The organism is Brucella sp. RRSP16, from assembly GCF_052246815.1.
Lineage (GTDB): Bacteria > Pseudomonadota > Alphaproteobacteria > Rhizobiales > Rhizobiaceae > Brucella > Brucella intermedia.
The window spans coordinates 39,018-65,514 of sequence record NZ_JBQQAM010000008.1; the positions used below are offsets into that span (position 1 = coordinate 39,018).

Here is a 26,497-nt window from a genome sequence, read left to right on the forward strand (position 1 = left end):
ATCACCGTCCTAGGCAATATAGTCCGACAAGGCAAGCCTTGCGGCTGCTTGCGTTGCGACAACTGGCGCATACCAGCAGCGGCTGCCAATGCTCTAACAGTGCGGGCAGAAATCTTTTTATTTTAGCCGTTGCTAACAGTAACGGCTTTCAGTCATGTATTTAATCGAGTGTTTACCTAAGCCATAAGCTTGTCCGGCGACGTTTATATTCTGCTTAGGACTTTGGGGCTAATCACTACGCGTCATTTTATGATCAGGGGCAATGTTGTGCGAGATAATGATGCGCTTTCTCCTTTTGGCCGAAAAGCCATGGAAGCCAGCGGCAAGCAGGATGCCGGGACACACGGTCCCGTGAAACTCGGCCCCCTTGCGCGCCAGATGGCAGAGCAATATCAGCGCGAAACATTTTCGCCGCTGATGCTGAGCGGCGTCATGCGCATCGTGGAGTTCGGGCTCGTCTTCCTGTCCGGCATTGCGAGCTTTCTGCTTTATGTCGGCCTCGGTACGCATCTCATCTTCTATTACCCACTCACAATCATCGCGGGGGGCGCGCTTTTCGTCCTGATGATGGAGATCAACGACGGCTATCAGATCAACGTGCTGCGTAGTCCGGGCCGTTATCTGCGGCGGCTGTTCATCAGCTGGGCTGCCGTACTGGGAACGCTGGCCATCGCCGGCTTCCTGATGAAGTCCTCCTCCGATTTCTCGCGCGGCTGGTTCCTTTACTGGGCGCTCAGCGCCTGTGTTCTGCTCGTGCTCTCGCGTCTCTTCATCGCCTGGAAAATCAAGCGCTGGGCACGAAACGGCACGATGGAACGCCGCGCCGTCATCGTTGGCGGGGGTCCCAATGCAGAACTGCTCATCCGATCACTGGAACAGCAGCCCGACAACGATATCCGCATTTGCGGAATTTTCGATGATCGCGATGACAAGCGCTCGCCGCCCATCGTCGCGGGTTATCCCAAACTCGGCAATATCAATGAATTGATCGAGTTCGCCCGCATTGCCCGTATCGACATGCTGATCGTGTCGCTCCCGATCAGCGCCGAAGCCCGCGTGCTGGCCCTGCTGAAAAAGCTCTGGGTCCTGCCTGTCGATATTCGCCTTTCAGCCCTCAACAATCACCTGCGTTTCCGCCCGCGTGCCTATTCCTATGTGGGCGCGGTGCCAATGCTGGATATTTTCGACAAGCCGATCAACGATTGGGACTCCGTCGCCAAACGCGTCTTCGATGTCGTGTTCAGCATTCTGGGCATCGTTCTGCTGTCGCCCATCATGATCGGCACGGCGATTGCCATCAAGCTGGACAGCAAGGGTCCTGTGATCTTCAAGCAGAAGCGGCACGGCTTCAACAATGAAATCATCAATGTCTGGAAGTTCCGGTCGATGTACACCGAGATGTGCGACCCCTCTGCGAAGCAGGCCGTTACCAAAAACGATCCTCGCGTCACGCGTGTCGGGCGCTTCATTCGCAAGGCTTCCATCGACGAGCTGCCGCAGTTCTTCAATGTTCTGGCAGGCTCCCTGTCACTCGTAGGTCCCCGCCCGCATGCGGTCGCCGCCCATTCGCATAATGTACTCTATAACGAAGTGGTCGACGGCTATTTCGCACGGCACCGCGTGAAGCCCGGCGTCACCGGATGGGCACAGATCAATGGCTGGCGCGGCGAGATCGACAATGAAAACAAGATCCGTATGCGGACGGAATTCGATCTTTATTACATCGAAAACTGGTCGCTCTGGCTTGATCTCAAGATTCTGTTCCTGACGCCGATACGGCTCCTCAACACGGAAAACGCCTATTGACCAGCATTGCGCAAAGGCTTGACGGGAATCCGCGTCCAGCTTTGACGCTGCCAGCGGAGGCGGCGCGCAAACGCGCGCTCAACCGCCTCATCGCCAACAGCGCAATCGGCCTCGGCGTCTTTCTGCTTGGCTTCGTGATGAGCGAGCCTGCGCCGTATGAACTCTACATGGTTGGCCTTATCGCGCTGGCATTGCTGTTCGGCCTGCGGTTGACGCGAACCAGCCTGGTGCTGCTGGCCATCCTCGCGGTGTTCAATTTCGGCGGCATGATCTCGGTCATGCAGATGGCTGACGTCAAGAAAGCCCCCCTCTATATTGCCGTTTCGCTGTTTCTGGCTTTTACATCGGTATTCTTCGCGACGGTGATCGAAGCAGACTACCGGCGCCTGCGAACCATCTTCAACGCCTATCTTCTCGTCGGCATGCTCTCGTCGCTCCTCGGCATTGCCGGTTATTTCGGCCTCTTCCCGGGAGCGGAAAACTTCACGCGTTATGGACGGGCGCAGGGCGCTTTTCAGGACCCCAATGTCTATGGGCCCTTCCTGATATTGCCGCTGACCTGGACGCTTTATCGCATCATGCGCGGGAGCCTGCGCGATGTGGCTGTCTATCTGCCGCTCTGCTGCCTGCTCACGCTTGGCGTACTCGTGTCCTTTTCGCGCGCGGCATGGGCTATGGTTCCTCTCTCCTTCGTCGTATTGTTTGGGGTGCTGTTTCTACAGACCAACAGCAATCGCTTCCGCCTTCGCCTGATCGCAATCGGCCTCCTCGCCGTTGTGGCGATCATTCTTGCGATCCTGATTATCCTGCAGATCCCCGGGGTCGGCGAGTTCTTTCGCGAGCGCGCACGCCTTGAACAAAGCTACGACAGCGCAAGGCTTGGACGTTTCGCGCGGCATTGGCTTGGAATGGTTCTGGCCACGCAGCATCCTCTGGGTATCGGGCCGCTGGAATTCGGGCCGATGTTCGGCGAAGACACCCACAATATCTGGCTCAAGGCCGTGCTCGACTATGGCTGGGTCGGCTTCATGGCTTTTCTGACACTGACATTTCTGACGCTCGCGATCGGATTCAAGCTGCTGTTTCGCAATCGCCCCTGGCAGCCATTTCTATTGGTGGCCTATGCAACCTATCTCGGGCATGTCCTGATCGGCAATGTCATCGATACCGATCACTGGCGTCATTTTTATCTGCTTTTCGGAATTATCTGGGGTTGTGCGGGGCTGGAATACAAGTATCAGCTTTCACTCAAACTCAAAGAAGGCTCAGGAGAGCAGAACCTTGCAATTCGCGATATACGCCGCCGCAGCCCTCTTTGAAATTGCCGGATGCTTCGCCTTCTGGGCATGGTTGAAACTCGACAAGTCACCGCTTTGGCTGGCGCCCGGCATGGTGTGCCTCGCATTGTTCGCCTATCTGCTGACACTGATTGAAAGCAATGTCGCCGGTCGCGCCTACGCGGCTTATGGCGGCATCTATATCATCGCGTCGATCCTTTGGATCTGGTTCGCAGAGGGCGCCCGCCCCGATCGCTGGGATGTGGTCGGCGCATGCACGGCCTTCGCCGGTACATGCATCATCCTGTTCGCGCCGCGCTCCTGATTTCGAAGCTCAGACCTAGCCTGCTGCGCCTATAAGCGAGATGGCTGGAACTCGCCGCCGCCTATCAGCTTCGCGAGACGGGACGGACGCGGTTCTACTTCGATTACCCAGACCGCATATTGGCCCGGCATGTTACACCAGACATTCGCCCGGCGACGACCGTCAATCAGGATGTCCGTGTCCTGCGTGCGGACCACAACCAGACACCCGTTGACATAACGGGGCGCTTCCTCTGTCCGCACTTGCTTTTGTGCTGATCGGGCATCGCTGACTTTCTGCATCTGATCGAGAAGCTCACCAATACGGCGGTTCGACCATTTCTCACGGACGACATTTCCCCGAAACACGTCGACCCGCCGAAGGCCGTAAAGCCGGGTCCACTCGCGCGCCAATCTCTGGATCGCCAGCACTCCGTCGCGATGAAAGAAGAACAACGGCAATATGTTCTCCCAGACCGGCTCGCGATTGACCGCCAGATGCGCCCGCCAGAAATCAAGCGTCTTGAAAAGGTGACTGATTCTCATCCGACGATACCCTCCTTCCCCCAATTTATTAGGAGAGGCATAGCTGCTATCGAAGGTGACAGATTGTCACAATTTCTTCACAATTCCGACACAATGCGCCACTGCCCGGTTGGAGCAACGTTTCCGATTTCGCGCATGACGTAAAGTCGGTGTGCAATTTACCAGTTTCGAGAAATTATCCCTTGCGCACCAAGTCGTTATATTCTACGGCTTTCCCCGGCTCGGAGCGTAGCGCAGCCCGGTAGCGCACTTGACTGGGGGTCAAGGGGTCGTGGGTTCGAATCCCGCCGCTCCGACCATTTTTCCCCTTAAAATTTAATGCCTTGCGATTCCTTTCAATCGGGACTGCAATGGCATTGAAGGGAACGAAACGGAATCCAGGTCCCGTAAGGAGCGCCAGAAGTCCGGAATAATACTGAAAATTCCCGCACCGTTTCCCGACTCACTCCCCGCTGTTTCAAAAGAAAAATCCACTACCAGTAATTAGCCCCGCAAGGGGAATGTGGGTAGCCAATCCCCGAACACGGAAATTCGTTCAGAACGAGTGAAGAGGAGTTTGACTACACTATAAGATTGCGGTTACTTGCAGCGCGTTGGGGGAACGATCGGGAGGGGGCCAATGATCGCCAGGCGTGACAATAATCGTCGCAATTGGACGTATAGCGAATTTGCGTCAGAAAGATTTGGCGCGTGGGTCGGTTATAAACTCGACCCGATCAAGAAATCCGAAGGCAAGACCATTTATATTGCTGGAGCTGTTCGCTCCAATGGCAAGGTTATGGCTAATACCCAAATCGGCCTTGGTCACACGCCGGAATTCGCCATTGAGGAGTTTCTTAGAAATAACGGAATGCCGGTATCCGAAACAGCGCAGAAGAATCTCGCCGGGCTATTGTAAATTAAAACAAAGATTCGGAACGAGAGAAAAACTCGTGCGGCGCCCCCGTGTTCAAGTCAAGCGGGAGGCCAATCGCGCGTTTTCCAACGGTTGGATTTTTCACTTCGGATGCGCAACAAAATGACCCGATTGAAATGATCGAGCATCCCTGCAAGGGTTTGGAATAGTACCCGGCACAAACGCTTGTACTCGGAGAGATTTCAAAGTGTGGCGCTCGGCAGCATCGCGCAGTGAAAGCGAACGAATCAAGTTCTGTCTTCGAACCTATATTTTCGTACGATCTTTCCTTTGCACATAAAGTGCAAATCGGATTACCTCTGCCATGGTTGGCATGGAGGAGAGCATGAGGAACGTTCTGGTCACCGGTGGAAGTCGCGGCATCGGTCGCGCTGTTATCCTGCGCAGCGCGGCGCAGGGTTGGTCCGTGGCCTTGAATTATGCCGGGAACGAACGGGCTGCACAGCAAACAGCGGCCGAAGCAGCGAGGCTTGGTGCGAAAGCGCTGGCCATCCAGGGCGACATATCCAGCGAAGAGGACGTGATCGCCATGTTCGACAAGGCCGAAGCGGAGCTTGGTCCGCTGAAAGGCGTGGTCCTGAACGCCGGCATCGTGGCCCAGACGATGCCGCTTGCGGACATGAGCGCCGAGCGCCTGAAAACCATGTTCGACGTGAATGTTTACGGCACCTATCTATGCGCCCGCGAGGCAGCGCGACGCTTGCAGCCCGACAGCGCCATCGTCATCGTTTCGTCCATGGCGTCACGTCTCGGGTCGCCCTTTGAATATGTGGATTATGCCGGAACAAAAGGCGCGCTCGATACGCTGACCATCGGCCTGTCGAAGGAACTGGCGCCAAAGGGCATCCGGGTCAATGCGGTGCGACCGGGCCTGATCGATACCGATATTCATGCAAGCGGAGGCAACCCGGATCGCGCGGCGCGACTGGGCGCCGGTACGCCGGTGGGGCGGGCCGGAAAGGCGGAGGAGGTCGCCGAAGCCATTTTCTGGCTGTTGAACGACGCTCCCGCTTATGTAACCGGCACATTCATTGATGTTGCCGGCGGACGCTAGAGCGCTTCGGATTTAACGGAATCGCCGGAAGCGCTCCAAGTATTTGTTTTCCGCATTTTCCAAGGCAAAACCGCTTCGCACTTTTGCTGGAAATGCTCTGGACGAGCGGTCATCGCTCGAAACTATTTCTCACGGAGCTGATAGGTTTCCGCGATGTAGCGATAGCCCTCACCTTCCCGCTTGAGATAGGCCAAGGCGGGAAACGGCATATGATAGCCGATGAAGGGCAGCCTGTCCGTCGCGATCATGTCGAACATGCGCTTGCGGGTCTGGACGGCGGCTTCCTTGTCGATATCGAAGGAAACGTGCCATTCGGGCCGCTGCAAGGTGATGACGAAATGGTTTGCCGTGTCCGAGATGAGCATGAGTGACTTGCCGCCCGTTTCGATCCGGAAAGCGAGGTGACCCGGCGTGTGGCCGTAGGCGGCCACGGAACGGATGCCGGATACGACCTCGCTGTCATCCCCCAGAAACGTCATCTTGTCGGCCAGAGGCTTGACGTTTTTTGCCACCATTTCGGCAACTGTCTTCGCGGTACTGTCAAGCCGCGCGGGGTCTGTCCAGAAATCGAACTCCTTCTGTCCGGCCGCGTATCGGGCATTGGCGAAGGCTGGCTTGCCGTCTTCCATCAACCCACCGATATGATCGGGGTGGAAATGGCTCAGCACGACCAGCGAGACATCATCCGTCTTGTAACCAGAGGCTTCCAGCGCGCTGGCCAGCCTGCCGAGCCCCGCCTCGCGAGCGCCAGCCCCCATGCCTGTGTCGAACAGCACAAGCTCCTTGCCTGTATTGATGAGCACCGGTGTGAAACTGTTGACGAAACGGTCAGCGGGCAGAAGGTTTTCCTCGAGAAGTGCGGCGACCGCCTTCGGGTCCTGCCCCACCGCATAAGTCTTTTCAGGCGCCTCGCCTGCCCTGCGCCCATCGGAAAGCGTGGTGATTTCGAAATCACCGAACTGGAAACGATGGAAGCCCGGATTTTCTACCTGGGAAGGATTTTGCACTTTGGAACCGCCTGTTTCGGCTGCTGCCCTGGCAAGCTCCAGCGGCGACAAGGCCAGTCCGGCCCCGGCAGCAGATGCTGTAACAATGAAATTACGTCTTGAGATGGTCATCGATCGATCTCCCGGCATAATCTGTGGTTAAGAACGGTAGAATACGCGAAAAAGCTCCCTGATACATGGGATGCGAGATCAAGTTTCTGTTGAACGCTCCAGAAGCGTCAATTCTCTTGCCTCTCCCAGCAAGAATCACTATTTAAAATGCCGCGCGGGACGACCTGCGCCAGTGTTCGCATCGGGGACGGCCCCATAGGAGGAAGTCCTATGGCAGGACCGATCGAACAATTTGCAATCAAGCCCATCGTTGAACTTGGCGAAATCGGCGGACAGCCGGTTGCTTTCACCAATTCCGCACTTTTCATGGTGCTGACGGTGCTGGGCGCGGCTGCATTCATGTTCCTCTCGTCCAAAAGGGGCGGCGTGGTCCCCGGACGCTGGCAGTCCTCCGCCGAAATCCTCTACGAATTCGTGTCGAAGACATTGCGCGAGAATGCCGGTGAGAAAGGCATGACCTTCTTCCCTCTCGTCTTTTCGCTGTTTCTGTTCATCCTGTTCGCCAATCTGATCGGCATGTTCCCCTACGCATTCACGGTGACGAGCCATATCATCGTGACCTTCGCGCTGGCCATGCTCGTCTTTCTGACAGTGACGATCTACGGGCTTGTGCGCCACGGCTTCAGGTTCTTCCGCCTGTTCATGCCTGCGGGCGTACCGATCGTGCTCGCACCGATCATCGTGCCGATAGAGATCATGTCCTATATCTCGCGCCCCGTCAGTCATTCAGTCCGTCTCTTCGCCGTCATGCTGGCGGGGCACATCACGCTGAAGGTCTTTGCCGGCTTCGTCATCGGGCTCGGCAGTCTTGGAACGCTTGGCATATTGACCGCCGTACTGCCGCTTGCCATGACCGTCGCGCTGACGGCGCTCGAATTGCTGATGGCGATCATTCAGGCTTATGTCTTCACCATGCTGACCTGTATGTATCTCAACGATGCACTTCATCCGTCGCACTGATCAAGGACTTCGCGGGAAGGACGGCCTTCCTGCCCTCATCAACGAACGGGACGGCCCGTTCAGAACCCTCATCAGGGAGCATTAAAATGGCATGGATTTATCTGGCCGTGGCCGGGATTCTCGAAGTTGTCTGGGCCTTCTTCATGAAAAAATCGGAAGGGTTTTCCCTTCTCACACCGAGCGTCATCACCATCGTGACCATGATCGGCAGCTTCGCTCTGTTGTCGATAGCCATGCGCAGCCTGCCGCTCGGCACGGCCTATGCAATATGGACGGGCATCGGCGCGGTGGGCGCTTTCGTGGTGGGGATCGTCATCCTCGGCGAAGCAGCCACCTTCTTCCGCGTCGCAAGCGTGACGCTGATCCTCGCCGGTATCATCGGATTGAAACTCTCATCAAGTTGATCCAGTTCGGCTACAAAAGAAAAGGGAGGCAAAAGCCTCCCTTTTTCATGGGTTAGAAGTCGATCATCGCACCTGATCGAGAAGACGCTTGCATTCGAGCAGATCGAATAATGCCTCCTGCAGCAGCGAGCGATTATCCTTCGACGGACGCCGTCCATCGGCACCGATGGGACCATCTTCCTCGCCCTTCAGGAGACCGAAAAGCTTGCGGGCCGGTTGCGGCGCCTTGATGCCGCTTGGCAAAGCCATTTCATTATCCGCCGCCTCTTCGGCAGCGCGCTTGTCGGCGGCGGCCTGCTTCTGGCGCGTGATCGCCTCTATGGCCTGCACATCGCCATTGCCAAGCGCGATGATGAACTGCGCATTGTTTTCGCGGAGCAGACGCTGCACACCCTTGATGGTGTAGCCCTGATCATAGAGCAGATGGCGAATGCCCTTCAGCAATTCCACGTCGAGCGGGCGATAATATCGGCGGCCACCGCCACGCTTCATTGGCTTGATCTGGGTAAAGCGTGTTTCCCAGAAACGCAGCACATGCTGCGGAAGATCGAGGTCCTCCGCTACTTCGCTGATCGTCCTGAATGCATCAGGGCTCTTGTCCATTCCACTTGCCCTTTCCAGAGGTTCGGGTTTCGCCGTCGCGGCGCAACCTCGCCGATCCAGATAGTTCAACTCGCCAACGCGAACGCGCTTGCTACACAAAAGGCGTTTCAGCATCGGATTTTAAAGGACGGGAGTTAACAATCTCCAGCATGCAAAAAGGCACGGCTCAACGTCATTCAAAACCGGACGGCGCTCAACGCAAACTCTTTCTGAAAAACCTGCCGTTTTTCAGATTGCAATATTAGCAAAGCGATTCGCCCTGCAAAATCCATTATATAATATCAGAGCTTTATAAGCATCCCTTCACGCAGAACGGAAGGCAGCGCGGCTGGCACCGGCGCACAGTAAGAGCCGGTTCCTGTTCTAACAGAATCGCCGGAACCGCTCTGACTACTTGTTTTATCGCATTATCCAACACATCGAAGCGAGTTAAGAAATCAGTCCAGTGAACTGATTTCCCCGCGTAGACGTTTCACACTTTTGCTGGAAATGCTCCAGCCATGCAATGGCAACCTGCATCAGGCAAAAGCCAGTCCTTGCGCTTGACCCAGGGGCAAGCGCAGAAGGAACCGATGTCAGTTTGAGATGATGGCGCAAAAACAAAAATGCCGCCCGTTGGGCAGCATTTCAGGAATTATTTCTGGCTTTTGGCTTCGCGCTTCTGATGTTCCTGCAGGATACGCTGCTTGAGAACGTTGGAAGCTTTGAAAGTCATCACACGGCGGGGAAGAATTGGAACTTCCTCGCCTGTTTTCGGATTACGGCCAATGCGCTCGTTCTTGTCGCGAACCTGAAATGTCGCGAAGGACGACAATTTCACCGTTTCGCCGTTGACGATAGCGTCACAGACTTCGTCGAGGATCATCTCGACAAGAGCCGCCGACTCCGTTCTGGAAAGGCCTACCTTCCGGTAAACAGCCTCTGCCAGATCAGCTCGCGTGACCGTTTTACCTCCCATGACCGAACCTGCCTGGTTAGCGTTTGAACAGATAATATCCTTACGTGACAGGACGTTACACAAATAAAAGCGCAACGGTCAAGCAGCGAGTTTCCTCACGGCAGATCAAATTTATCGCTTACCAACGCAACAGAACCGCGCCCCAGGTGAATCCGCCGCCCATTGCCTCCAGAAGAACGAGGTCGCCCTTCTTGATGCGACCGTCCGCAACAGCGGTTGCGAGCGCCAGCGGAACCGAGGCAGCAGAGGTGTTGCCATGACGGTCAACGGTGATGACCACCTTGTTTTCCGCAATATTCAGCTTCTTGGCGGAAGCGTCGATAATGCGCTTGTTGGCCTGGTGCGGGACGAACCAGTCGATATCCTCGGCAGTAAGGCCGGTTTCGTCGAAAGAGGCCTCGATAACATCGGTGATCATGCCGACTGCGTGCTTGAAGACTTCGCGGCCTTCCATGCGCAGGTGGCCGACGGTCTGGGTCGTGGACGGGCCGCCATCGACAAAGAGCTTCTCCTTGTGATTGCCGTCCGAACGCAGGTTGGCGGCGAGAACGCCGCGATCCGAGGTCAGGCCATTGCCCTCGGCGGCTTCCAGCACGAGCGCACCAGCGCCATCGCCGAAAAGAACGCAGGTCGTGCGGTCACTCCAGTCGAGAATACGCGAGAAGGTTTCCGCGCCGATGACCAGCACCCGCTTCGCCATGCCGCCGCGGATATAGAGGTCCGCCGTGGTGATGGCATAGATGAAGCCGCTGCACACGGCCTGCATGTCGAATGCAAAACCACTGGTGATTCCCAGCTCGCGCTGGATTTCCACGGCACTGGCCGGAAACGTATGGTTGGGTGTAGAGGTGGCCAGCAAGACGAGATCGATATCGGTCGGCTGCAAGCCTGCATTCTCGATCGCCGCGCGCGCTGCTGCGGTGCCAAGCGAAACCGTAGTTTCATCGTCGCCTGCAATGTGACGTTCACGGATACCCGTGCGCTGCACGATCCATTCGTCCGAGGTTTCGATGATACCTTCGAAATCGGTATTCTTCATGACCCGCTTCGGCAATGCCGAACCGATACCCCGCACGACAGATCTTATCATCTCTTATTTCCTGTCCTTACATGCGACCGGCGCGGCGAACATCGTGCGCGCAGTCGAGAATTCTGGCCCTACACATAACCGGCAAAAGTTACTTCACCGCTTCGGCGCCGAAGGATATCCGGCAATCCGCAAGTCTTTCAAATGCACTTCCTGGATGGCGTTGCGGAATTCAAGCCTTCGCAGCCTCGTCACCTTCACTCGAAACATGCGGATGACTGTGGTGGAAATGCGCCAGATCGGCCTCGATCTTTTCCAGAAGGCGATTTCTCACCATGTCATAGCCGACTTCCACCGCCGAACAGAAGCCTTCGGCATTCGCGCTGCCATGACTTTTGATGACAATTCCGCTCAAGCCAAGGAAAACCCCGCCATTGACCTTGTTCGGGTCCATTTTCTCACGCAGGCGGTCGAACGCACCCTTGGCGAAAACATAGCCGATCTTGGCAAGCAGCGTGCGGCTCATGGCCTGACGCAGCAGCTCCGCCATCTGCCGGGCCGTACCTTCCGCGGCCTTGAGCGCGATATTGCCGGTGAAACCTTCGGTCACAACCACATCCACCGTACCTTTGCCGATGTCGTTGCCTTCAACGAAACCGGAATAGGCAAGTCCTTCAAGCGGCGTATCGCGCAGAATCTGGCCTGCCTCCTTGATCTCGTCGAGGCCCTTGACCTCTTCCGTGCCGACATTGAGAAGCCCGACGGTCGGCTTGCGCACCTCGAACAGGGCACGCGCCATACCGGCGCCCATGACGGCGTAGTCGACAAGCTGGCGCGCATCGGCGCCGATGGTAGCGCCAATGTCGAGCACGATGCTTTCACCACGTAGCGTTGGCCAGATGCCCGCAATCGCCGGACGTTCGACATCCGACATCATGCGCAGGCAAAACTTGGACATGGCCATAAGCGCGCCGGTATTGCCGGCGGAGATACACGCCTGTGCGTCGCCGGTCTTTACGGCCTCGATGGCCTGCCACATGGACGATTTGCCACGACCGGCGCGCAGGGCCTGGCTTGGCTTGTCGTCCATGCTGATGGCAACCTCGCTCGCGCGGAACTCCGATGCGGCCTTCAGCTTCGGATAGCGCGCCAGCACCGGCTCTACCTGCGCGGGGAGACCGAAGAATATAAAGCGGATGTCAGGATGACGCTCAAGCGCCTTCGCTGCGCCGGGGATGACCACTTCAGGGCCAAAATCACCGCCCATCGCGTCAATCGAAATTTTGATCACTCTTGATTATTCCTGTGCGACCCTGCTCCTGCTCTGCCTTTTGCAGCAGACAGGTTTCGGCGAAAATAGTGCTTTTGCGTTTCCACACAACCAAATTCTGACAAACTCACTGTGAATTACGGCTTCTTTTGCCATTCCGAAAGTTTCGCAAATGGCGAAACGGGCTTCTCTTCCCCGTCATCGTCCCCGAAAACCTTCGGCTCGCTATCGTCCGGCAAACCCGGCTTGCGGGGATAGGGATCAATGGCGAGATCGAAGAATTCCTCCGCAATCGCACCGACATCGATCTTGTCGCCGACAAAAACTTCTGGACTGTCCGCGCCTTCCGCATCGAGCAGCATTTCGCCGCTATCATCAAGCTGAATTCGCGCCAGCCGTGAATTTTCCGGCACGAAAATCGTATCGACTTCCTCGGCAATGCTGTTGGTCAGCGGTTCCAGCGTCACGACGCAGGATTGAACGATTTCCGCGTCGATGCGGCCACGCACCCGGATACCGTCCTTTTTCCAAGGCGTAATCAGAAACTCCGCGGCAAAGGCATTCACGGCCTCAAGCCCATGGTCTGCCGCGAGCGCTGCGCGCTCTTTCTCATCCGTGCCTATTTTCACCGTCACGCCCTTTTGCGGCAGGTGAAGAACCGGAACAGGATAGGTGAGCGCCGGTTTATCAGTCATTCTCATTGGCCTTTTTCAGCATTGTTCGTTGGCGCAAAGTCGCCTTTGGCGCGCATCTTATCCGAAACCGTTTTACACTTTTCAGGATGCGCTCTTAAGTTTTGTTCCCAGGCAAGTCTCCCAAAACTGGTTCCCACTTTTAGGAGACATGCTTTAGTCTGCATCCATATAGGAAATGTCGCCTGCCGCCAAAGCGTCGTCTGCAATTTTTTGCAGCCGGTCGCGGCACGCCAGAACATATTCAGCCAAATGGTGGGCGTGCGGCCAGAATTCGAGGTCCGGGCGGATGTTTCGCGTCAGGGCCGCCGCCAGCGCATCGCCATCATTTGCGTCGAGCGCCTCGCCATAAGCCGCGACGCGGCCATAGAACATGCGCGCAAGCTTTTTCATGCGCTTCGGCACGCCCTGGTCGCCGATGCCCAGTTCGCGAAGCGAATGGTCGACATCCTTGAAAAACTCGTCGGCGATTTCCTGCGCGAGGTCGGCCAGCGCCCTGTTTTCTCCCCTCATGCGGTGAAGCGCGAGGAAAATATGCAGGGAAAGCATTTCATAACGGCCCAGCGGCGTGTCAGGCACCTGAAATTGTGCATAGAACCGTTTTTGCCGCGCCGCCGCCACGATCACCTCGTAAACGCGAAGCATAATTGCCTCGTTTGCTTTGGATTTGCGGCGGAAAAGTTGGAGAATCATATCCGTACGACCGTTCCAGTTGCATAAATAAGCAAGGTGGTTTACCGAAGTTCTCCCGACGGCGAAAGTGCCGCGCTGATTTAGAATGTATGGAGAGGTCTTTGTTGCAGCGAATTTTTCCAAGCATGCGCACGCAGCGTGCTCTTCTCGCAGGCACGACAATTCTCGTCTCAGTGGCGCTTGCGGGGTGCAATACTGCATCCACGCTCAATCCGTCCGAAACTCTGACAGAGGGTTACGTGCTCGATCAGAACGCGCTTGATTCGGTCCCTGTCGGCTCCAGCCGCGAGCAGGTGCTTCTGGCGCTCGGCACGCCGTCGACCACCGCGACCTTCGACAATGAAGTGTTCTATTACATTTCGCAGAAGCGTTACCGCGCCGCGCAGTTCATGAAGCCGAAGATCATCGAGCGACAGATCCTCGCCATCTATTTCGACAAGGACGGCAAGGTCGAGCATATCGCCAATTACGGTCTGAAGGACGGCAAGCTGTTCGACTTCGTGTCGCGCACGACGCCGACCGGCGGCAAGGACCAGAGCTTCCTCGGTCAGATCATTCAGGGCGTGTCCAAGGCCCCGACATCCCTGCCGGGCGCCGCAGGCGGCCCCAGCAACTGATCCTGCCGATACCTCCAAAACGAAAAACCCGCCTTCAAGGCGGGTTTCTTTGTTTGAAGCTCAGTCCGTCAGGACATATGCGCCAGCACAGCCAGCAGCAACAGGGCCACGATGTTGGTGATCTTGATCGCCGGATTGACGGCTGGACCGGCAGTATCCTTGTAGGGATCGCCGACCGTATCGCCCGTCACCGATGCCTTGTGCGCTTCCGAACCTTTCAGGTGCTTCACGCCATCGGCATCGGTAAACCCGTCCTCGAAGCTCTTCTTGGCGTTGTCCCATGCGCCGCCACCAGATGTCATGGAAATTGCCACGAACAGGCCATTGATGATGACGCCCAGAAGCGATGCACCAAGGGCTGCAAAGGCCGCAGCCTTGGAGCCTGAAATAAGCAAAACGCCGAAATAGACGACAATCGGCGCCAGCACAGGCAGGAGCGACGGGATGATCATTTCGCGGATTGCCGCCTTCGTCAGAAGATCGACCGCGCGGGCATAATCCGGGCGTTCCTTGCCGGTCATGATGCCCGGCTTCTCGCGGAACTGGCGGCGCACTTCCTGAACCACCGCGCCCCCGGCCCGGCCCACGGCGGTCATCGCCATGCCACCGAACAGATAAGGGATAAGCCCGCCAAAGATCAGTCCCGCGACCACATAGGGGTTGGAGAGATCGAAGGAGACAGGCCCCATATCCGCGAAATAGGGATAGGTCTGCCCGTTGGCGGCAAAATAGGCCAGGTCGTTGGAATAAGCCGCAAACAGAACCAGCGCACCAAGCCCCGCCGAACCGATGGCGTAGCCTTTGGTGACAGCCTTGGTTGTGTTGCCCACGGCATCCAGTGCATCGGTGGCCTTGCGGACTTCCGGGTCGAGACCGGCCATTTCCGCGATGCCGCCCGCATTGTCGGTAACCGGGCCGAAGGCATCGAGCGCCACGATCATGCCCGCAATGCCGAGCATGGCGGTGACGGCGATAGCGGTCCCGAACAGGCCCGCAAGCTGGTAGGTCGAGATAATGCCGCCAACGATCACGATAGCCGGAAGCGCGGTCGATTCCAGCGAAACTGCCAGCCCCTGGATGACGTTGGTGCCGTGCCCTGTCACAGAGGCCTGCGCGATGGAATTGACCGGGCGCTTGTTGGTGCCGGTATAATATTCCGTAATCACCACGATCAGCCCGGTAACGATGAGACCGATCAGCCCGCAGATGAAGAGATTGGTGCCCGTGATGCTTTTTCCGGCGACCGTTCCGATCTCGCCCCAGCCGATTGTCAGCGTGTTGGCGACGGCAAGCCCGACAATAGAAAGCAGGCCCGTTGCGATCAGCCCCTTGTAGAGCGCGCCCATGATGGAGCCATCGACGCTGAGCTTGACGAAGAAAGTGCCCACGATCGACGTAATCACGCAGGCGCCGCAGATCATCAGCGGATAGAGCATGACGCTTGAAAGAACGTCCGATCCGTTGAAGAAGATCGCGCCCAGAACCATGGTGGCAACGACTGTCACCGCGTAGGTTTCAAACAGGTCGGCGGCCATGCCTGCGCAATCGCCGACATTATCGCCGACATTGTCCGCAATGGTCGCGGGGTTGCGCGGGTCATCCTCCGGGATACCGGCTTCCACCTTGCCGACGAGATCTCCGCCAACGTCTGCGCCCTTGGTGAAGATGCCGCCGCCAAGACGCGCAAAGATCGAGATAAGCGAAGCGCCGAAGCCGAGCGACACCAGCGCATCGATAACGGTGCGGTCAGAGGGCGCGTAACCAAGCCAGACGGTGAGAATGCAATAGTAGACGGAGACGCCAAGCAGCGCGAGCCCTGCCACCAGAAGACCGGTAATGGCCCCGGACTTGAAGGCCAGTTCAAGCCCTCCGGCGAGGCTGAGCGATGCCGCCTGCGCAGTGCGCACATTGGCGCGAACCGAAACGTGCATTCCGATGAAGCCGGTGACGCCCGACAGAACTGCGCCGATCAAAAAGCCGATTGCCGCACTGATCGACAGCAGATACCAGGCGGCGAGGAAAACCACGACGCCAACGATGGCAATCGTTGAATATTGTCTTGTGAGATAGGCTGAGGCACCCTCGCGGATGGCTTCAGCAATTTCCTGCATGCGCTGCGTCCCCTGATCGGCTGCGAGAACCGAACGGATCGCCCATATGGCGAAAAGAACGGAAAGCACGCCGCAGGCAATGACGAGAATTAAGACTGCCACTCCCATTTGCATAAAGGCCAACTCCCATTGAGCGCATCCCGAAAAATGTGAAACGATTTTCGGGAAATATGCGCGGCCACCCAGACAATTGGAGCGCCGGCCTGTCGCAACAGATCGGAACGCGCTCCATAGCTCGCGCTGGCTGCCGTCTGACCGCGAGCCGCGATTGTCGGCAGACACGTGCGCAGGATAGGCCCGAAAACCCCTCCCCGGACCCGACTGAGCGGCATGGAAGTGCCTGAAGCCAATGCAAGATACCGGGCTTCTTCGGTATATTCGCCAGGAAACTTACGCCTTGGATTCAATGAATTGGCGCGATTCCCTGCATTTCAGCATTCTCAATGCCGCGCGACCAACATGCGAAACGGTTTAACAAACGTCAAGTCGTTCTTTGCCAGCGTACAATGAAAGAAGGGCTGCGATTTCTCACAGCCCTTCTTTCATGATTATCGTCGGCGAAGCCGGATCAGCGCGGCTTCACGCCACGGCTCTCGCCACGAATGACAAACGCCAGACGATCGAGCACGGCATTGACCAGCTTCGGCTCTTCCTCCGTATAGAAGGCCTTGGCGATATCGACATATTCCGACACGATGACTGCCGTCGGCACGTCCTTGCGCGTCTGCAATTCCCATGCACCCGCGCGGAGAATGGCGCGCAGCGTCGAATCGAGACGCGACAGCGGCCAGTCCTCCGTCAGCGCCTGATGGATCATTGGGTCGAGCTTCAGCTGCTCATCCACGACACCGGCTACGATTGCGCGGAACCATTGCGGATCGGCGTCGAGATACTGCGTGCCGTCCACTTCCTTGCCGAGGCGGAAAGCTTCGTATTCGGCCACCACTTCCAGGACGCCCGTCCCGGCCACATCCATCTGATAGAGCGCTTGCACGGCAGCAAGACGGGCGACGCCGCGCTTGTTGGCCATGCGCGGTGCATTGGGAGTCGGGCGGCCTCCGGTAGAAGAACTCATAACGATCAGACTCCGAACTTCTTGCGCAGGTCGATCATGGTCAGTGCGGCGCGGGCAGCAAAACCGCCCTTGTCCTTGTCAGCGCGGCGGGCGCGAACCCATGCCTGCTCTTCGTTCTCGACGGTCAGGATGCCGTTGCCGATGGCGATGCTCTCCTCGACCGAAAGGTCGGTGAGCGCGCGGCAGGATTCATTGGCAACGATATCGAAGTGATAGGTTTCACCACGGATGACCGTGCCGAGCGCGACATAGCCATCATATTCCGTGCCGCCATTTTCTTCACCGTCGAGCGCGAAGGAAATCGTCGCCGGAATTTCGAGAGCGCCGGGAACCGTCACGACATCATAGGTCGCCCCTGCCTCATCCAAGGCTGCCTTTGCGCCATCCAGAAGCGCGTCGGCGAGATCATCGTAGAAACGCGCTTCAACAATAAGCAAATGCGGCGCATGCGCCTCGTGCTTGGACATGAGAGACTCCATGACAAATCTTGCGGACCGCAACGATTGCGGTCAACGCTTAAAATCGGGAAATGCTGTTACAGCTTTAGAGTTTTAGGCTCTAAGCCTATTTCTGATATTGCGCAAGCCTTGCTGCGTATCGTGCCAGCTGGTCGATCTCGATATTTACCTTATCGCCCGCTTTCCGCTCGCCCCATGTCGTGACTTCCAGCGAGTGGCGGATCAGGAGCACATCGAACTCGTTTCCATCGACACCATTGACCGTCAGCGACGTACCATCAAGGGCAACCGACCCCTTCTGGGCGATGAACGGCGCCAGTTCTTCCGGCGCGCGCAAGGTGAAACGCACGGCGTCGCCCTCTTCCTTGCGGTCGATGATTTCAGCCTGTCCGTCAACATGGCCGGAAACCAGATGACCGCCCATTTCGTCGCCAAGCTTCAGCGAACGCTCCAGATTGATGTTGCGTCCGTTCTGCCAAGCGGAGATCGTGGTGAGACGCAGCGCCTCTTCCCATGCCTCCACCTCGAACCAGCGGGCATTGGTGCCTTTTTCCGGCAGCGCCACCACCGTCAGGCAGACGCCGGAACAGGCAATCGACGCGCCCAGCTCGATCGTTTCCGGGTCATAGGCGGTCTCGATACGCAGAAGGACTCCTTCATTCAGCGGCTTGATCCGGTCAACCTTGCCTATATCGGTGATAATGCCTGTAAACATCAAATCTTCCTTACATATTTTGCATAGGCATCGTCGCCATAGCGCGCCTGCCTCAGAATTTTGAATTCGTCTGCGATATGGGTTTCAAGGCCGTCCACGGCAACCCCATGTTCCGAGCCGATTTCAACCGGCGAACGGAAGATGGCAAGCCGATCCACCAGCCCCTCATCCAGAAAGCTCTTTGCAACACCCGCGCCGCCCTCAACGAGAACCGAGGAAATGCCCTGCGCGGCAAGGTCGTCCATCAACTCGGGCAATGCGATGCGGCAATCGTCGGCTTCGGTCGCGAGGATGCGGCAACCGGCAGCCGTCAACTCATAACGCCGTTCGGGCGAGGCCTCCTCGCCGCAGGCGATCCACAAGGGCTGGGCATCGGTGGTCTGTACGAGTCTTGACGAAAGCGGCAGGCGCAATCCGCCATCGAGCACAACGCGGACCGGCGAACGCTGTTCCAGTCCCGGCAGGCGGCAGTTCAGAACGGGATCATCCGCAAGCGCGGTTTCAATACCGATCAGGATAACATCCGTCTGTGCGCGGAGGATATGGGACTGCGCACGCGCAATCGGTCCCGTTATCGCGACCTGTCCCTCGCCCCGCCTGCCGATCATGCCATCGGCGGAAAGCGCAAGTTTCAGAATCACTTCCGGGCGTTTCTTCGCAGATCGATTCAGATAGCCCGCCAGATCGTCGGCAGCCTGATCGGCGAGAATGCCGGGCACGACCTCTATCCCTGCCTCACGCAGGATGGCGAAGCCCTTTCCGCTGACCCGTTCGTCCGGATCGGTCGCCGCCGCCACGACACGCGCCACCCCTGCCCGCACCAGCGTTTCGGCGCAGGGCGGCGTGCGCCCGTGATGGGCGCATGGCTCCAGCGTCACATAAGCCGTCGCGCCACGCGCGGCGTCTCCCGCCTCCGCCAGCGCCTGTGGTTCCGCATGGGGCCTGCCGCCCAGTGCGGTAACGCCGCGCCCGACGATGACGCCATCCTTGACGATGATCGTGCCGACGGACGGGTTGGTGCCGGTCAGCCCCTTGTGACGGCGCGCATATCGGATCGTCGCCTCCATGAAGCGAACATCATCCGAAGTCACGTCCGAATGCGGAAACTTGCTGCCACTCATGCTCAAGCGTCCAGATCGTCCTCGGTTTCAGGAACCGTCAGCTCGTCGATGACATTGTGGAAATCGACAGCCTTGCTGAAATTGCGATAGACCGACGCAAAGCGGATATAGGCGATATCGTCGATGCCTTTCAGCGCATCCATGGCCAGCCGCCCGATCTCGTCGGAGGTGACTTCCGCTTCGCCTGAACTTTCAAGCTGGCGGACAATGCCTGAAATGGCCCGTTCAACCCGGTCATTATCGACATCGCGCTTGCGCAACGCCACCTCGATGGACCGCGTGAGCTTGTCGCGATCGAAAGGAACGCGACGCCCGCTTTTCTTCACGACCATCAGGTCGCGCAACTGCACACGCTCGAAGGTCGTGAAACGCCCGCCGCAAACCGAACAGACACGACGCCTGCGAATGACAGCACCGTCTTCCGCCGGGCGGGAATCCTTCACTTGCGTATCTTCAGACTGGCAATAGGGACAACGCATGGAACTCTTTCAATTTCAATATCGGCAGCTTCAAAACTGGCAACCTTAACACTGGCAATGGACCGCTCATATGTGGGGTCACTCCCCTTGAAAACTCAAGAGCGCGCCCTCCGTAGCCGATTCCTGCCAATCATAGCCGATTAGTGGCAATCCACCTACCGGATGGGAGAATGAAAAAACCCCGCTCAACAGGGTTGAACGGGGTTTTCTCTCGATCATGGAAACCGGCTTATCCTTGATAACCGTACATCGGGAAACGGTCGGTGAGCGCGATGACCTTTTCCTTCACTGCCTGTTCGACAGCGGCATTGCCTTCGTCGGAATTGGCAACCTTCAGGCCGTCAAGAACTTCGGCGATCAGCGAACCGATTTCCTTGAATTCAGCAACGCCGAAACCGCGCGTCGTGCCGGCAGGCGTGCCAAGACGAACGCCGGACGTAACAAACGGCTTTTCAGGGTCGAACGGAATGCCGTTCTTGTTGCAGGTGATGTTGGCGCGGCCAAGAGCAGCTTCTGCACGCTTGCCCGTCGCGTTCTTCGGGCGCAGGTCAACCAGCATCAGGTGGTTGTCGGTGCCGCCCGAAACAATGTCGAGGCCGTGGGACTTCAGCTCTTCGGCCAGTGCGCGCGCATTGTCGACGACGTTCTTCGCATAGAGCTTGAACTCCGGCTTCAGTGCTTCCGCGAAGGCGACAGCCTTGCCGGCGATGACGTGCATCAGCGGGCCACCCTGAAGGCCGGGGAAGACAGCCGAATTGATCTTCTTGGCGATGTCGGCATCGTTGGTGAGGATCATGCCGCCACGCGGACCACGAAGCGACTTGTGCGTCGTCGTGGTGCAGACATGCGCATGCGGGACCGGCGAAGGATGAACGCCACCGGCGACCAGACCGGCGATATGCGCCATGTCGACCATGAGATAGGCGCCGACTTCGTCGGCAATCTCACGGAAGCGCTTCCAGTCCCAGATACGCGAATAGGCGGTGCCACCGGCGAGAATGAGCTTCGGCTTGTTTTCGCGTGCAAGGCGGGCAACTTCGTCCATGTCGAGCAGGTGGTCGTCCTTGCGGACGCCATAGGAAACGACATTGAACCACTTACCGGACATGTTGACCGGCGAACCATGCGTCAGGTGGCCACCGGAATTCAGGTCGAGGCCCATGAACGTGTCGCCCGGCTGGAGCAGCGCGAGGAACACGGCCTGGTTCATCTGGCTGCCGGAATTCGGCTGAACGTTGGCAAATTCGGCGCCGAAGAGCTTCTTGGCGCGTTCGATGGCCAGTTCTTCCACGACGTCGACATACTGGCAGCCGCCGTAATAGCGCTTGCCCGGATAGCCTTCGGCATATTTGTTGGTGAGGATGGAACCCTGTGCTTCCAGAACAGCGCGCGAAACGATGTTTTCCGAGGCGATCAGCTCGATTTCATGACGCTGGCGACCGAGTTCGTTGCGAATTGCACCGAAAATCTCGGAATCGATGTCCTCGAGGCTTGCATTGAAGAAAACGTCGGAAGACGCGTTCTTGGCGGCGGCGTTGGCTTGAGACATGTTTCACACCCTCCGGGTTAGCCGGTAAAAGCTATATGGATGAGGCGCATTATCACACTTGAGCGCACAAGGCCAATGGCCGCAAAGCGAAAAGCTTATTCCAAAATGCGGCAAACCGATTTGATAATTGAGCCAAGACGAAAAAGCCGCCCGGAACGGGTCCGGACGGCTTGAAACTCGCAGTCGAGATGAGAATCAGGTGTCAGTGCCAAGCGCGAGGGCCGTTGCACCGTCCATCTTGTAAATGTCGTCGCGGAACTGCACCACGCCGTCGCCGGTGGACCATGCGGAAATGTAGACGAAGTGCAGCGGAACCGGATCGGCAACCTGGATCGGCGTGTTCGTACCCGACTTGATCGTGTTTTCGATGGTCTGGCGATCCCAACCAGCCGTGTTCTTCAACAGCCATACGTCGAGATCGCGGACATTCTGGACGCGGACGCAGCCGGAAGAGTCGAAGCGCATGAGCTTGTTGAAATAGCTCTTCTGCGGCGTGTCGTGCATATAGACCTGATGCTGGTTGTGGAAGTTGATCTTGGTCGAGGACATGGCGTTGATCTTGCCCGGGTCCTGACGGAACATCAGCTTAACTGCATCATCCGTGTTCCAGTCCACGGTTTCAGGCGCAACTTCCTGGCCGGACTGGTCGTAGAGACGAATCTTGTTTTTCGCCAGATATTGCGGATCCTTCCGCATCAGCGGAATGATGTCCTTCTGGATGATCGACTTGGGCGCGGTCCAGTAAGGATTGAGAATGACCTCGTGAATCTTTGAGTTCAGGATCGGCGTCTGGCGGTCGATCTTGCCGACAACCGCCGTATGACGCTGCACGACGCTGCCGCCTTCAACGGCTTCGATGCGCGCGGCCGGAATGTTGACCATCACGAAACGCTGTTCCTGCATGCCCTGATCGGCCAGAGGCGAAAGCCGCTGGAGATTGGTCTGGAGCTGTCCGAGGCGCGTATTCGCGTCCACGTTCATCGCGGCATAGGTGAACTGCCCCATGACGCCATCGGCAGGCAGCCCATGACGGGACTGGAAGCGCTTGACGGCTGCATCGACATAGGTGTCGAACGAGCTGGAAAGACCGGCTTCCTGTGGGAGGTCGCCGGAAATCATGAGACGCTTGCGCAGTGCCTGCACGGCGGGATCGGTCACGCCGATCTGGAGCTTTGCATTGCCCGGCACGCTCGGCCAGCCGCCGCGACCGGCAATGTCGGTATACTGCGCGATGGCAGTCTGGAGATTGCCGACCGTCTGGGGGCTCAGAACCGGCTGGTTGGTCGCGACGCGTTGCCCGCCCGTCGCACGGGCATCGAACTGGTCGTCCCAGTTGCCGCGCCGCGGCGCTGCGATAACATCAGTCAGAACCTGCTGGGCATAGGCCGAGGAAACCATGGCGGAGGCTGCCACGGAAAGGCCGGCGGTTGCCGCGCCGCGCAGGAAACTGCGGCGATCTACTTTCAAAGCATCGGCTGATCTGTCGGTCTTGGTCATCTTGCGTAGTCCCAAAAGGCTAACCGCTCGCGCGGGATCTTCCCAGAGAATATCAGCAATAGTTCAGCAAGGCGATATCCGGACAGAAAGCGATGCGACGATGCCCGCTTATCCGAAATTCGACTTTCGAGCCCATTCCTGAATGAAGGAGGCACAATATTGCCCGTGCCACTGTAAAACGCTTATGTCGTTTTTTATGGCTTAATCATGTCGCATGGCCGGAATTTCAAGCCATGCGCCTTACGATTGAGAGCTTCACAGCGCCTTATTCTTCTCAATGGCAGCCTGTTGTGACAGTTCTGCAACAAACCATCAGTCAGCCAGCGGCGGCGAGCCGCTCAGAGGCGGTATGCGATGCTGTCGTTCCAGAAGCGGTCGAGACGCTGCAGCGACTTATTCATCGCCATGAATTCATCGACCTGAATACCGCCAATCTGTTCGATGGAAGAGATATGGCGTTCGTAGAGCGCGGCCACCTGATCGGCGATGGCATTGCCCTTGTCCGTCAGGCTGACGCGCACCGAACGGCGGTCGACACGCGAGCGCTGATGATGGATGAAGCCCATCTCGACCAGCTTCTTCAGATTGTACGAAACGTTGGAGCCGAGATAGTAACCGCGCGAGCGCAGTTCGCCTGCCGTCAGTTCCGAATTGCCGATGTTGAAAAGCAGAAGCGCCTGCGTCGCATTGATGTCGCTCTGGCCGTTGCGGTCGAACTCGTCCTTGACGACGTCGAGCAGGCGGCGATGCAGGCGCTCGACCAGCTGGAGGGCTTCCAGATAAAGCGAGCGAAGTGCGGTTTCCGGTGTCGTGAGCGGAACGGACAAGTCCGTCTTGCGCTGTGCGTTGATCATTTCTTTTGCCTCTCTGCCGGAGCCACATTCCATGAAACCATGATGCAGCTCCCTGTCCTGTTTTACGCGGTGTATTGTTTCTCACCGTCTTGAGAGCAATTTGGGGGAGATGCATAAAATTCGACTTAAAAGTCAGCCTTAACAGTAACTTACCGGCAAAATTGGCCATTCAGGCTTAATGTTTGCTTACTCCGCGCCGTCCTTGAGCCTGCTCCGCAATGCGCTGTTTTGGCGTAAAATGCCGGTTTTCCGGGGCTTGGAAAGCGCGTCACATTAAACTTTCGTCATTTGAGAAGTATGTGGACAGGCGCTAGTTACCGGCTATCAACATTCCATTGGAGGGACCATGACGCTTCGTTTCGCACAGTATTTTGTGGTCGGCGGACTGATAAGCTTTACCGGCTTCACGAATTTTGCTCATGCCGAACCCGTTTTCGCCGCTCCGCAAATGACCATGTACAAGGACCCTTATTGCGGCTGCTGCGACGGCTGGGCCGAACATATGAAAGCCGCCGGGTTCAATGTGACCGTGAAGGTCGAGGAAGCGATGGAAAGCGTAAAGGCAAAACATGGCGTCGCCGCCAATCTTGCCTCGTGCCACACGGCGGTCGTCGATGGATATGTCATTGAGGGGCATGTGCCGGCTGGAGCGGTCAAGCGGCTACTGGCGGAACGTCCGCAGGCAACGGGGCTGACCGCGCCCGGAATGCCCATGGGTTCGCCGGGGATGGATATGCCGGGCAGCAAGGCCGATACCTATGATGTGCTGCTTTTCAAAGGGCAAATGACGAAGCCCTTCGCCCGCTATGAAGGAACGCAGCCCCTATAAATCTATATCGGCAGGCTCGCGCGGGCCTGCCGTTTCTTCTCGAAGAAGAGCAGAATACGAAATGCGATAAATATGACGATGCAGACCGCGTTGAACCCGACCGTCAGCGGCTTGTATTCGAAATGCCGCGAAAAAACGGAATAGATGGCGATTTCGCCGAGCGCTGCCACGAACCATAGCACAGGCCCCCAGGGCGCCCGCATCCATAGTCCCGTTGCCGCGACCGGCATCAGAACAGCCAGAGCGACCACCGCCGTCTGCCAGGTCCATGGCATCAGGTCGAACCGCCACAGAAGCCCGGGATGAATACCGATCAGCCTGACCCAATAGAACACACCGCTGGCCAGCGCCACGAGAGCGAGTATCCGGACGAACCATGTGAAGGCCCATTCGGTTCCGCTCGGCTGGATATGCTGGCGCAGCTCGTTCATATGCATCAGGAGATCCTCACAAGGTCAGTTCCCCGTCGCCGAGATTTGCAAAATAGGCGTTGACCTGTTCGGGCTTCACGTCATCGAGCGTTGCAGGCTTCCATGTCGCGCGCCGTCCTTGTCGATAAGCAATGCGCGAACGCCCTCATAGAAATCATACCCTTCCAGCATGCGGTTGGCGATGCGGTATTCCATGCGCATGCAATCGTCGAGATCGAGCGCGCGCCCATCGGCAATCTGGCGGAAAGTGACAGCGACACTGGTCGGGGAGCGCGTGGCGATCACCTTTACAATGTCCATTGCGGCCTTGTTGCCGGCTTCCGCTTCCTTTTCCAGCGCGGCTATGCAGTCGGCAAGCGTTGCGCCGGAAAAACACTCCGCAATGATCTGGCGGGTTTCGACAGAGGTTTCAAAATCGGGGTACTGGCTGCGTGTCAGCGCCGCGTCGATGTCAGCGGTAGCGATGATGTCTTCGCGCAGGTCATGCAGATCGCTTGCGGCGACCGCATGGGTAGCGATCCCGCTCTGCAGGCAGTCGCCCCAGCGGATGCGGTTGCCGGTGAGCGCCAGATAATACCCGAAATTATCATGCAGATGCGGGAGGAACGCGCTGCCGCCTACATCAGGAAAGAAGCCTATGCCGGTTTCCGGCATGGCAAACATGGTGTTTTCGGTCACGATACGATGCGAACCGTGAACGGAGATGCCGGCGCCGCCGCCCATGACGATGCCGTTGATCAGGGAGATATAAGGTTTTGGAAAACGGCCAATGCGCGCATTGAGCCGATATTCGTCGCGGAAGAATTCGTAAGCTGGTGTTCCGGCCTGACCGGCCTTGTAGGCAGCGACCACATCGCCGCCGGCACAGAAGGCCCGCCCCTCGCCTTCGAGAATGACGCATGCCACTTCAGGATCGTCTTCCCAAGCCTGCAATGCGCGGTCGAGCGCCAGAATCATCTTATGCGTGAGCGCGTTGAGGGCTTCGGTCCGCGTAAGCTTCACAAGCCCCGCTTTTCCCTTGCGTTCAAAGCTGATTTCGCTGCCACCGCCGAAGTCAATCTGCATATCGTGTCTCCCGTTCCTGTAAATGGGTAGAAAGTGAGACGCCCCGCGTCAATCCTGCACAGGTCAATG

At 57.5% G+C, this 26,497-nt stretch carries 27 protein-coding genes, 1 tRNA gene and 1 pseudogene; 10 read left to right on the forward strand and 19 right to left on the reverse strand.

Annotated features, from left to right (window positions below; all coding sequences use genetic code 11):
• The first annotated feature begins 249 nt into the window (after positions 1-249).
• Genes ACS5UA_RS13850 through ACS5UA_RS13860 form a run of 3 tightly spaced genes read left to right on the forward strand, consistent with a single transcriptional unit; the run spans position 250 to position 3,408 of the window.
• Positions 250-1,806 (forward strand): undecaprenyl-phosphate glucose phosphotransferase, encoded by a 1,557-nt coding sequence (locus ACS5UA_RS13850; protein WP_424945372.1) that lies wholly within the window; start codon positions 250-252, stop codon positions 1,804-1,806.
• A complete protein-coding gene (locus ACS5UA_RS13855; protein ID WP_353392489.1) occupies positions 1,803-3,125 on the forward strand; it encodes an O-antigen ligase family protein in 1,323 nt (440 codons plus the stop codon). Before ACS5UA_RS13850 ends, ACS5UA_RS13855 begins: the two co-directional genes overlap by 4 nt.
• Positions 3,088-3,408: a YnfA family protein gene (locus ACS5UA_RS13860; RefSeq protein ID WP_006466505.1), complete on the forward strand. Its 321-nt coding sequence runs from the start codon at positions 3,088-3,090 to the stop codon at positions 3,406-3,408. The genes ACS5UA_RS13855 and ACS5UA_RS13860 overlap by 38 nt, the downstream gene beginning before the upstream one ends.
• A 29-nt stretch (positions 3,409-3,437) precedes the next feature.
• On the opposite strand, the gene ACS5UA_RS13865 is transcribed toward ACS5UA_RS13860, so the two are convergent.
• Positions 3,438-3,932, reverse strand: coding sequence for a hypothetical protein (locus ACS5UA_RS13865; RefSeq protein WP_353392487.1), 495 nt, complete (start codon positions 3,930-3,932; stop codon positions 3,438-3,440).
• Positions 3,933-4,154: 222 nt separating this feature from the next.
• On the opposite strand from ACS5UA_RS13865, the gene ACS5UA_RS13870 reads away from it, so the two are divergent.
• From ACS5UA_RS13870 to ACS5UA_RS13880, 3 genes are all read left to right on the forward strand, one after another.
• Positions 4,155-4,231, forward strand: a tRNA-Pro gene (locus ACS5UA_RS13870).
• Positions 4,232-4,551: 320 nt separating this feature from the next.
• Entirely contained in the window at positions 4,552-4,830 is a 279-nt protein-coding gene (locus tag ACS5UA_RS13875) for a hypothetical protein (protein WP_112701486.1), read from the forward strand.
• A 343-nt stretch (positions 4,831-5,173) separates the two neighbouring features.
• A complete protein-coding gene (locus ACS5UA_RS13880) occupies positions 5,174-5,902 on the forward strand; it encodes an SDR family oxidoreductase (RefSeq protein WP_353391518.1) in 729 nt (242 codons plus the stop codon).
• Positions 5,903-6,024: 122 nt separating this feature from the next.
• On the opposite strand, the gene ACS5UA_RS13885 is transcribed toward ACS5UA_RS13880, so the two are convergent.
• Positions 6,025-7,020: an MBL fold metallo-hydrolase gene (locus ACS5UA_RS13885; protein ID WP_353391516.1), complete on the reverse strand. Its 996-nt coding sequence runs from the start codon at positions 7,018-7,020 to the stop codon at positions 6,025-6,027.
• Between the two features lie 210 nt (positions 7,021-7,230).
• Here ACS5UA_RS13885 and ACS5UA_RS13890 point away from each other — a divergent pair, with 210 nt between their 5' ends.
• Positions 7,231-7,980 carry a F0F1 ATP synthase subunit A gene (locus tag ACS5UA_RS13890; protein ID WP_112701489.1) on the forward strand — a complete coding sequence of 250 codons (750 nt, stop codon included), beginning with the start codon at positions 7,231-7,233 and terminating at the stop codon, positions 7,978-7,980.
• A gap of 86 nt (positions 7,981-8,066) precedes the next feature.
• Complete coding sequence (gene sugE, locus ACS5UA_RS13895) at positions 8,067-8,384, forward strand: quaternary ammonium compound efflux SMR transporter SugE (protein ID WP_021587779.1); 318 nt, start codon at positions 8,067-8,069, stop codon at positions 8,382-8,384.
• A 63-nt stretch (positions 8,385-8,447) separates the two neighbouring features.
• Here sugE and ACS5UA_RS13900 read toward each other — a convergent pair whose 3' ends face one another.
• From ACS5UA_RS13900 to ACS5UA_RS13925, 6 genes are all read right to left on the reverse strand, one after another.
• Positions 8,448-8,987 carry a MerR family transcriptional regulator gene (locus ACS5UA_RS13900; RefSeq protein ID WP_021587780.1) on the reverse strand — a complete coding sequence of 180 codons (540 nt, stop codon included), beginning with the start codon at positions 8,985-8,987 and terminating at the stop codon, positions 8,448-8,450.
• Positions 8,988-9,621: 634 nt separating this feature from the next.
• Positions 9,622-9,945 (reverse strand): integration host factor subunit alpha, encoded by a 324-nt coding sequence (locus ACS5UA_RS13905; RefSeq protein ID WP_006472791.1) that lies wholly within the window; start codon positions 9,943-9,945, stop codon positions 9,622-9,624.
• Positions 9,946-10,063: 118 nt separating this feature from the next.
• The gene (locus tag ACS5UA_RS13910) at positions 10,064-11,035 is read right to left on the reverse strand and encodes a beta-ketoacyl-ACP synthase III (RefSeq protein WP_006472790.1); all 972 of its coding nucleotides are present in this window, start codon (positions 11,033-11,035) and stop codon (positions 10,064-10,066) included.
• 169 nt (positions 11,036-11,204) lie between these two features.
• Positions 11,205-12,263, reverse strand: a complete 1,059-nt coding sequence (gene plsX / locus ACS5UA_RS13915) for a phosphate acyltransferase PlsX (RefSeq protein ID WP_006466495.1) — start codon at positions 12,261-12,263, stop codon at positions 11,205-11,207.
• A gap of 116 nt (positions 12,264-12,379) precedes the next feature.
• On the reverse strand, positions 12,380-12,937 hold the full coding sequence (locus ACS5UA_RS13920) for a YceD family protein (RefSeq protein ID WP_006472789.1): 558 nt from the start codon (positions 12,935-12,937) through the stop codon (positions 12,380-12,382).
• A gap of 153 nt (positions 12,938-13,090) precedes the next feature.
• Positions 13,091-13,627, reverse strand: coding sequence for a ubiquinol-cytochrome C chaperone family protein (locus tag ACS5UA_RS13925; RefSeq protein ID WP_006472788.1), 537 nt, complete (start codon positions 13,625-13,627; stop codon positions 13,091-13,093).
• Positions 13,628-13,728: 101 nt separating this feature from the next.
• On the opposite strand from ACS5UA_RS13925, the gene ACS5UA_RS13930 reads away from it, so the two are divergent.
• Positions 13,729-14,244, forward strand: coding sequence for an outer membrane protein assembly factor BamE (locus ACS5UA_RS13930; RefSeq protein WP_036565756.1), 516 nt, complete (start codon positions 13,729-13,731; stop codon positions 14,242-14,244).
• 68 nt (positions 14,245-14,312) lie between these two features.
• Here the strand turns inward: ACS5UA_RS13930 and ACS5UA_RS13935 are convergent, their stop codons facing one another.
• The 9 genes from ACS5UA_RS13935 to ldtR form a co-directional block, all read right to left on the reverse strand.
• Positions 14,313-16,469 (reverse strand): sodium-translocating pyrophosphatase, encoded by a 2,157-nt coding sequence (locus ACS5UA_RS13935; protein WP_006472786.1) that lies wholly within the window; start codon positions 16,467-16,469, stop codon positions 14,313-14,315.
• A 454-nt stretch (positions 16,470-16,923) separates the two neighbouring features.
• On the reverse strand, positions 16,924-17,430 hold the full coding sequence (nusB, locus tag ACS5UA_RS13940) for a transcription antitermination factor NusB (protein WP_006466489.1): 507 nt from the start codon (positions 17,428-17,430) through the stop codon (positions 16,924-16,926).
• A gap of 5 nt (positions 17,431-17,435) precedes the next feature.
• Positions 17,436-17,897 (reverse strand): 6,7-dimethyl-8-ribityllumazine synthase, encoded by a 462-nt coding sequence (locus ACS5UA_RS13945; RefSeq protein WP_006472785.1) that lies wholly within the window; start codon positions 17,895-17,897, stop codon positions 17,436-17,438.
• A gap of 97 nt (positions 17,898-17,994) precedes the next feature.
• A complete protein-coding gene (locus ACS5UA_RS13950; RefSeq protein ID WP_006472784.1) occupies positions 17,995-18,603 on the reverse strand; it encodes a riboflavin synthase in 609 nt (202 codons plus the stop codon).
• Positions 18,603-19,724: a bifunctional diaminohydroxyphosphoribosylaminopyrimidine deaminase/5-amino-6-(5-phosphoribosylamino)uracil reductase RibD gene (gene ribD, locus ACS5UA_RS13955; protein ID WP_443101408.1), complete on the reverse strand. Its 1,122-nt coding sequence runs from the start codon at positions 19,722-19,724 to the stop codon at positions 18,603-18,605. The genes ACS5UA_RS13950 and ribD overlap by 1 nt, the downstream gene beginning before the upstream one ends.
• A 2-nt stretch (positions 19,725-19,726) precedes the next feature.
• Positions 19,727-20,203 carry a transcriptional regulator NrdR gene (gene nrdR, locus ACS5UA_RS13960; protein WP_006466485.1) on the reverse strand — a complete coding sequence of 159 codons (477 nt, stop codon included), beginning with the start codon at positions 20,201-20,203 and terminating at the stop codon, positions 19,727-19,729.
• Positions 20,204-20,432: 229 nt separating this feature from the next.
• On the reverse strand, positions 20,433-21,752 hold the full coding sequence (gene glyA / locus ACS5UA_RS13965; protein WP_006466484.1) for a serine hydroxymethyltransferase: 1,320 nt from the start codon (positions 21,750-21,752) through the stop codon (positions 20,433-20,435).
• Between the two features lie 195 nt (positions 21,753-21,947).
• A complete protein-coding gene (locus ACS5UA_RS13970) occupies positions 21,948-23,249 on the reverse strand; it encodes a L,D-transpeptidase family protein (protein ID WP_006472782.1) in 1,302 nt (433 codons plus the stop codon).
• Positions 23,250-23,587: 338 nt separating this feature from the next.
• Positions 23,588-24,103 (reverse strand): transcriptional regulator LdtR, encoded by a 516-nt coding sequence (gene ldtR / locus ACS5UA_RS13975; RefSeq protein ID WP_006472781.1) that lies wholly within the window; start codon positions 24,101-24,103, stop codon positions 23,588-23,590.
• A gap of 346 nt (positions 24,104-24,449) precedes the next feature.
• On the opposite strand from ldtR, the gene ACS5UA_RS13980 reads away from it, so the two are divergent.
• Positions 24,450-24,932, forward strand: coding sequence for a DUF411 domain-containing protein (locus ACS5UA_RS13980; protein WP_151658644.1), 483 nt, complete (start codon positions 24,450-24,452; stop codon positions 24,930-24,932).
• Between the two features lie 2 nt (positions 24,933-24,934).
• On the opposite strand, the gene ACS5UA_RS13985 is transcribed toward ACS5UA_RS13980, so the two are convergent.
• Positions 24,935-25,369 carry a DUF6163 family protein gene (locus tag ACS5UA_RS13985; protein WP_113463044.1) on the reverse strand — a complete coding sequence of 145 codons (435 nt, stop codon included), beginning with the start codon at positions 25,367-25,369 and terminating at the stop codon, positions 24,935-24,937.
• Positions 25,370-25,379: 10 nt separating this feature from the next.
• Positions 25,380-26,428: pseudogene (locus tag ACS5UA_RS13990) on the reverse strand (enoyl-CoA hydratase/isomerase family protein).
• Positions 26,429-26,497: the final 69 nt, after the last annotated feature.

Bases quoted from the DNA above. Each gene is read 5' to 3' on its own strand.
- ACS5UA_RS13970 (WP_006472782.1), bottom strand. From the start codon at position 23,249: ATGACCAAGACCGACAGATCAGCCGATGCTTTGAAAGTAGATCGCCGC.
- ACS5UA_RS13865 (WP_353392487.1), bottom strand. From the start codon at position 3,932: ATGAGAATCAGTCACCTTTTCAAGACGCTTGATTTCTGGCGGGCGCAT.
- ACS5UA_RS13935 (WP_006472786.1), bottom strand. From the start codon at position 16,469: ATGCAAATGGGAGTGGCAGTCTTAATTCTCGTCATTGCCTGCGGCGTG.
- ACS5UA_RS13850 (WP_424945372.1), top strand. From the start codon at position 250: ATGATCAGGGGCAATGTTGTGCGAGATAATGATGCGCTTTCTCCTTTT.
- ACS5UA_RS13910 (WP_006472790.1), bottom strand. From the start codon at position 11,035: ATGATAAGATCTGTCGTGCGGGGTATCGGTTCGGCATTGCCGAAGCGG.
- nusB (WP_006466489.1), bottom strand. From the start codon at position 17,430: ATGAGTTCTTCTACCGGAGGCCGCCCGACTCCCAATGCACCGCGCATG.
- ACS5UA_RS13925 (WP_006472788.1), bottom strand. From the start codon at position 13,627: ATGATTCTCCAACTTTTCCGCCGCAAATCCAAAGCAAACGAGGCAATT.
- ACS5UA_RS13875 (WP_112701486.1), top strand. From the start codon at position 4,552: ATGATCGCCAGGCGTGACAATAATCGTCGCAATTGGACGTATAGCGAA.
- ACS5UA_RS13980 (WP_151658644.1), top strand. From the start codon at position 24,450: ATGACGCTTCGTTTCGCACAGTATTTTGTGGTCGGCGGACTGATAAGC.
- ribD (WP_443101408.1), bottom strand. From the start codon at position 19,724: ATGAGTGGCAGCAAGTTTCCGCATTCGGACGTGACTTCGGATGATGTT.
- ACS5UA_RS13985 (WP_113463044.1), bottom strand. From the start codon at position 25,369: ATGCATATGAACGAGCTGCGCCAGCATATCCAGCCGAGCGGAACCGAA.
- glyA (WP_006466484.1), bottom strand. From the start codon at position 21,752: ATGTCTCAAGCCAACGCCGCCGCCAAGAACGCGTCTTCCGACGTTTTC.
- ldtR (WP_006472781.1), bottom strand. From the start codon at position 24,103: ATGATCAACGCACAGCGCAAGACGGACTTGTCCGTTCCGCTCACGACA.
- ACS5UA_RS13945 (WP_006472785.1), bottom strand. From the start codon at position 17,897: ATGTCCAAGCACGAGGCGCATGCGCCGCATTTGCTTATTGTTGAAGCG.
- ACS5UA_RS13950 (WP_006472784.1), bottom strand. From the start codon at position 18,603: ATGTTTACAGGCATTATCACCGATATAGGCAAGGTTGACCGGATCAAG.
- ACS5UA_RS13885 (WP_353391516.1), bottom strand. From the start codon at position 7,020: ATGACCATCTCAAGACGTAATTTCATTGTTACAGCATCTGCTGCCGGG.
- sugE (WP_021587779.1), top strand. From the start codon at position 8,067: ATGGCATGGATTTATCTGGCCGTGGCCGGGATTCTCGAAGTTGTCTGG.
- nrdR (WP_006466485.1), bottom strand. From the start codon at position 20,203: ATGCGTTGTCCCTATTGCCAGTCTGAAGATACGCAAGTGAAGGATTCC.
- ACS5UA_RS13920 (WP_006472789.1), bottom strand. From the start codon at position 12,937: ATGACTGATAAACCGGCGCTCACCTATCCTGTTCCGGTTCTTCACCTG.
- ACS5UA_RS13880 (WP_353391518.1), top strand. From the start codon at position 5,174: ATGAGGAACGTTCTGGTCACCGGTGGAAGTCGCGGCATCGGTCGCGCT.
- ACS5UA_RS13900 (WP_021587780.1), bottom strand. From the start codon at position 8,987: ATGGACAAGAGCCCTGATGCATTCAGGACGATCAGCGAAGTAGCGGAG.
- ACS5UA_RS13905 (WP_006472791.1), bottom strand. From the start codon at position 9,945: ATGGGAGGTAAAACGGTCACGCGAGCTGATCTGGCAGAGGCTGTTTAC.
- ACS5UA_RS13890 (WP_112701489.1), top strand. From the start codon at position 7,231: ATGGCAGGACCGATCGAACAATTTGCAATCAAGCCCATCGTTGAACTT.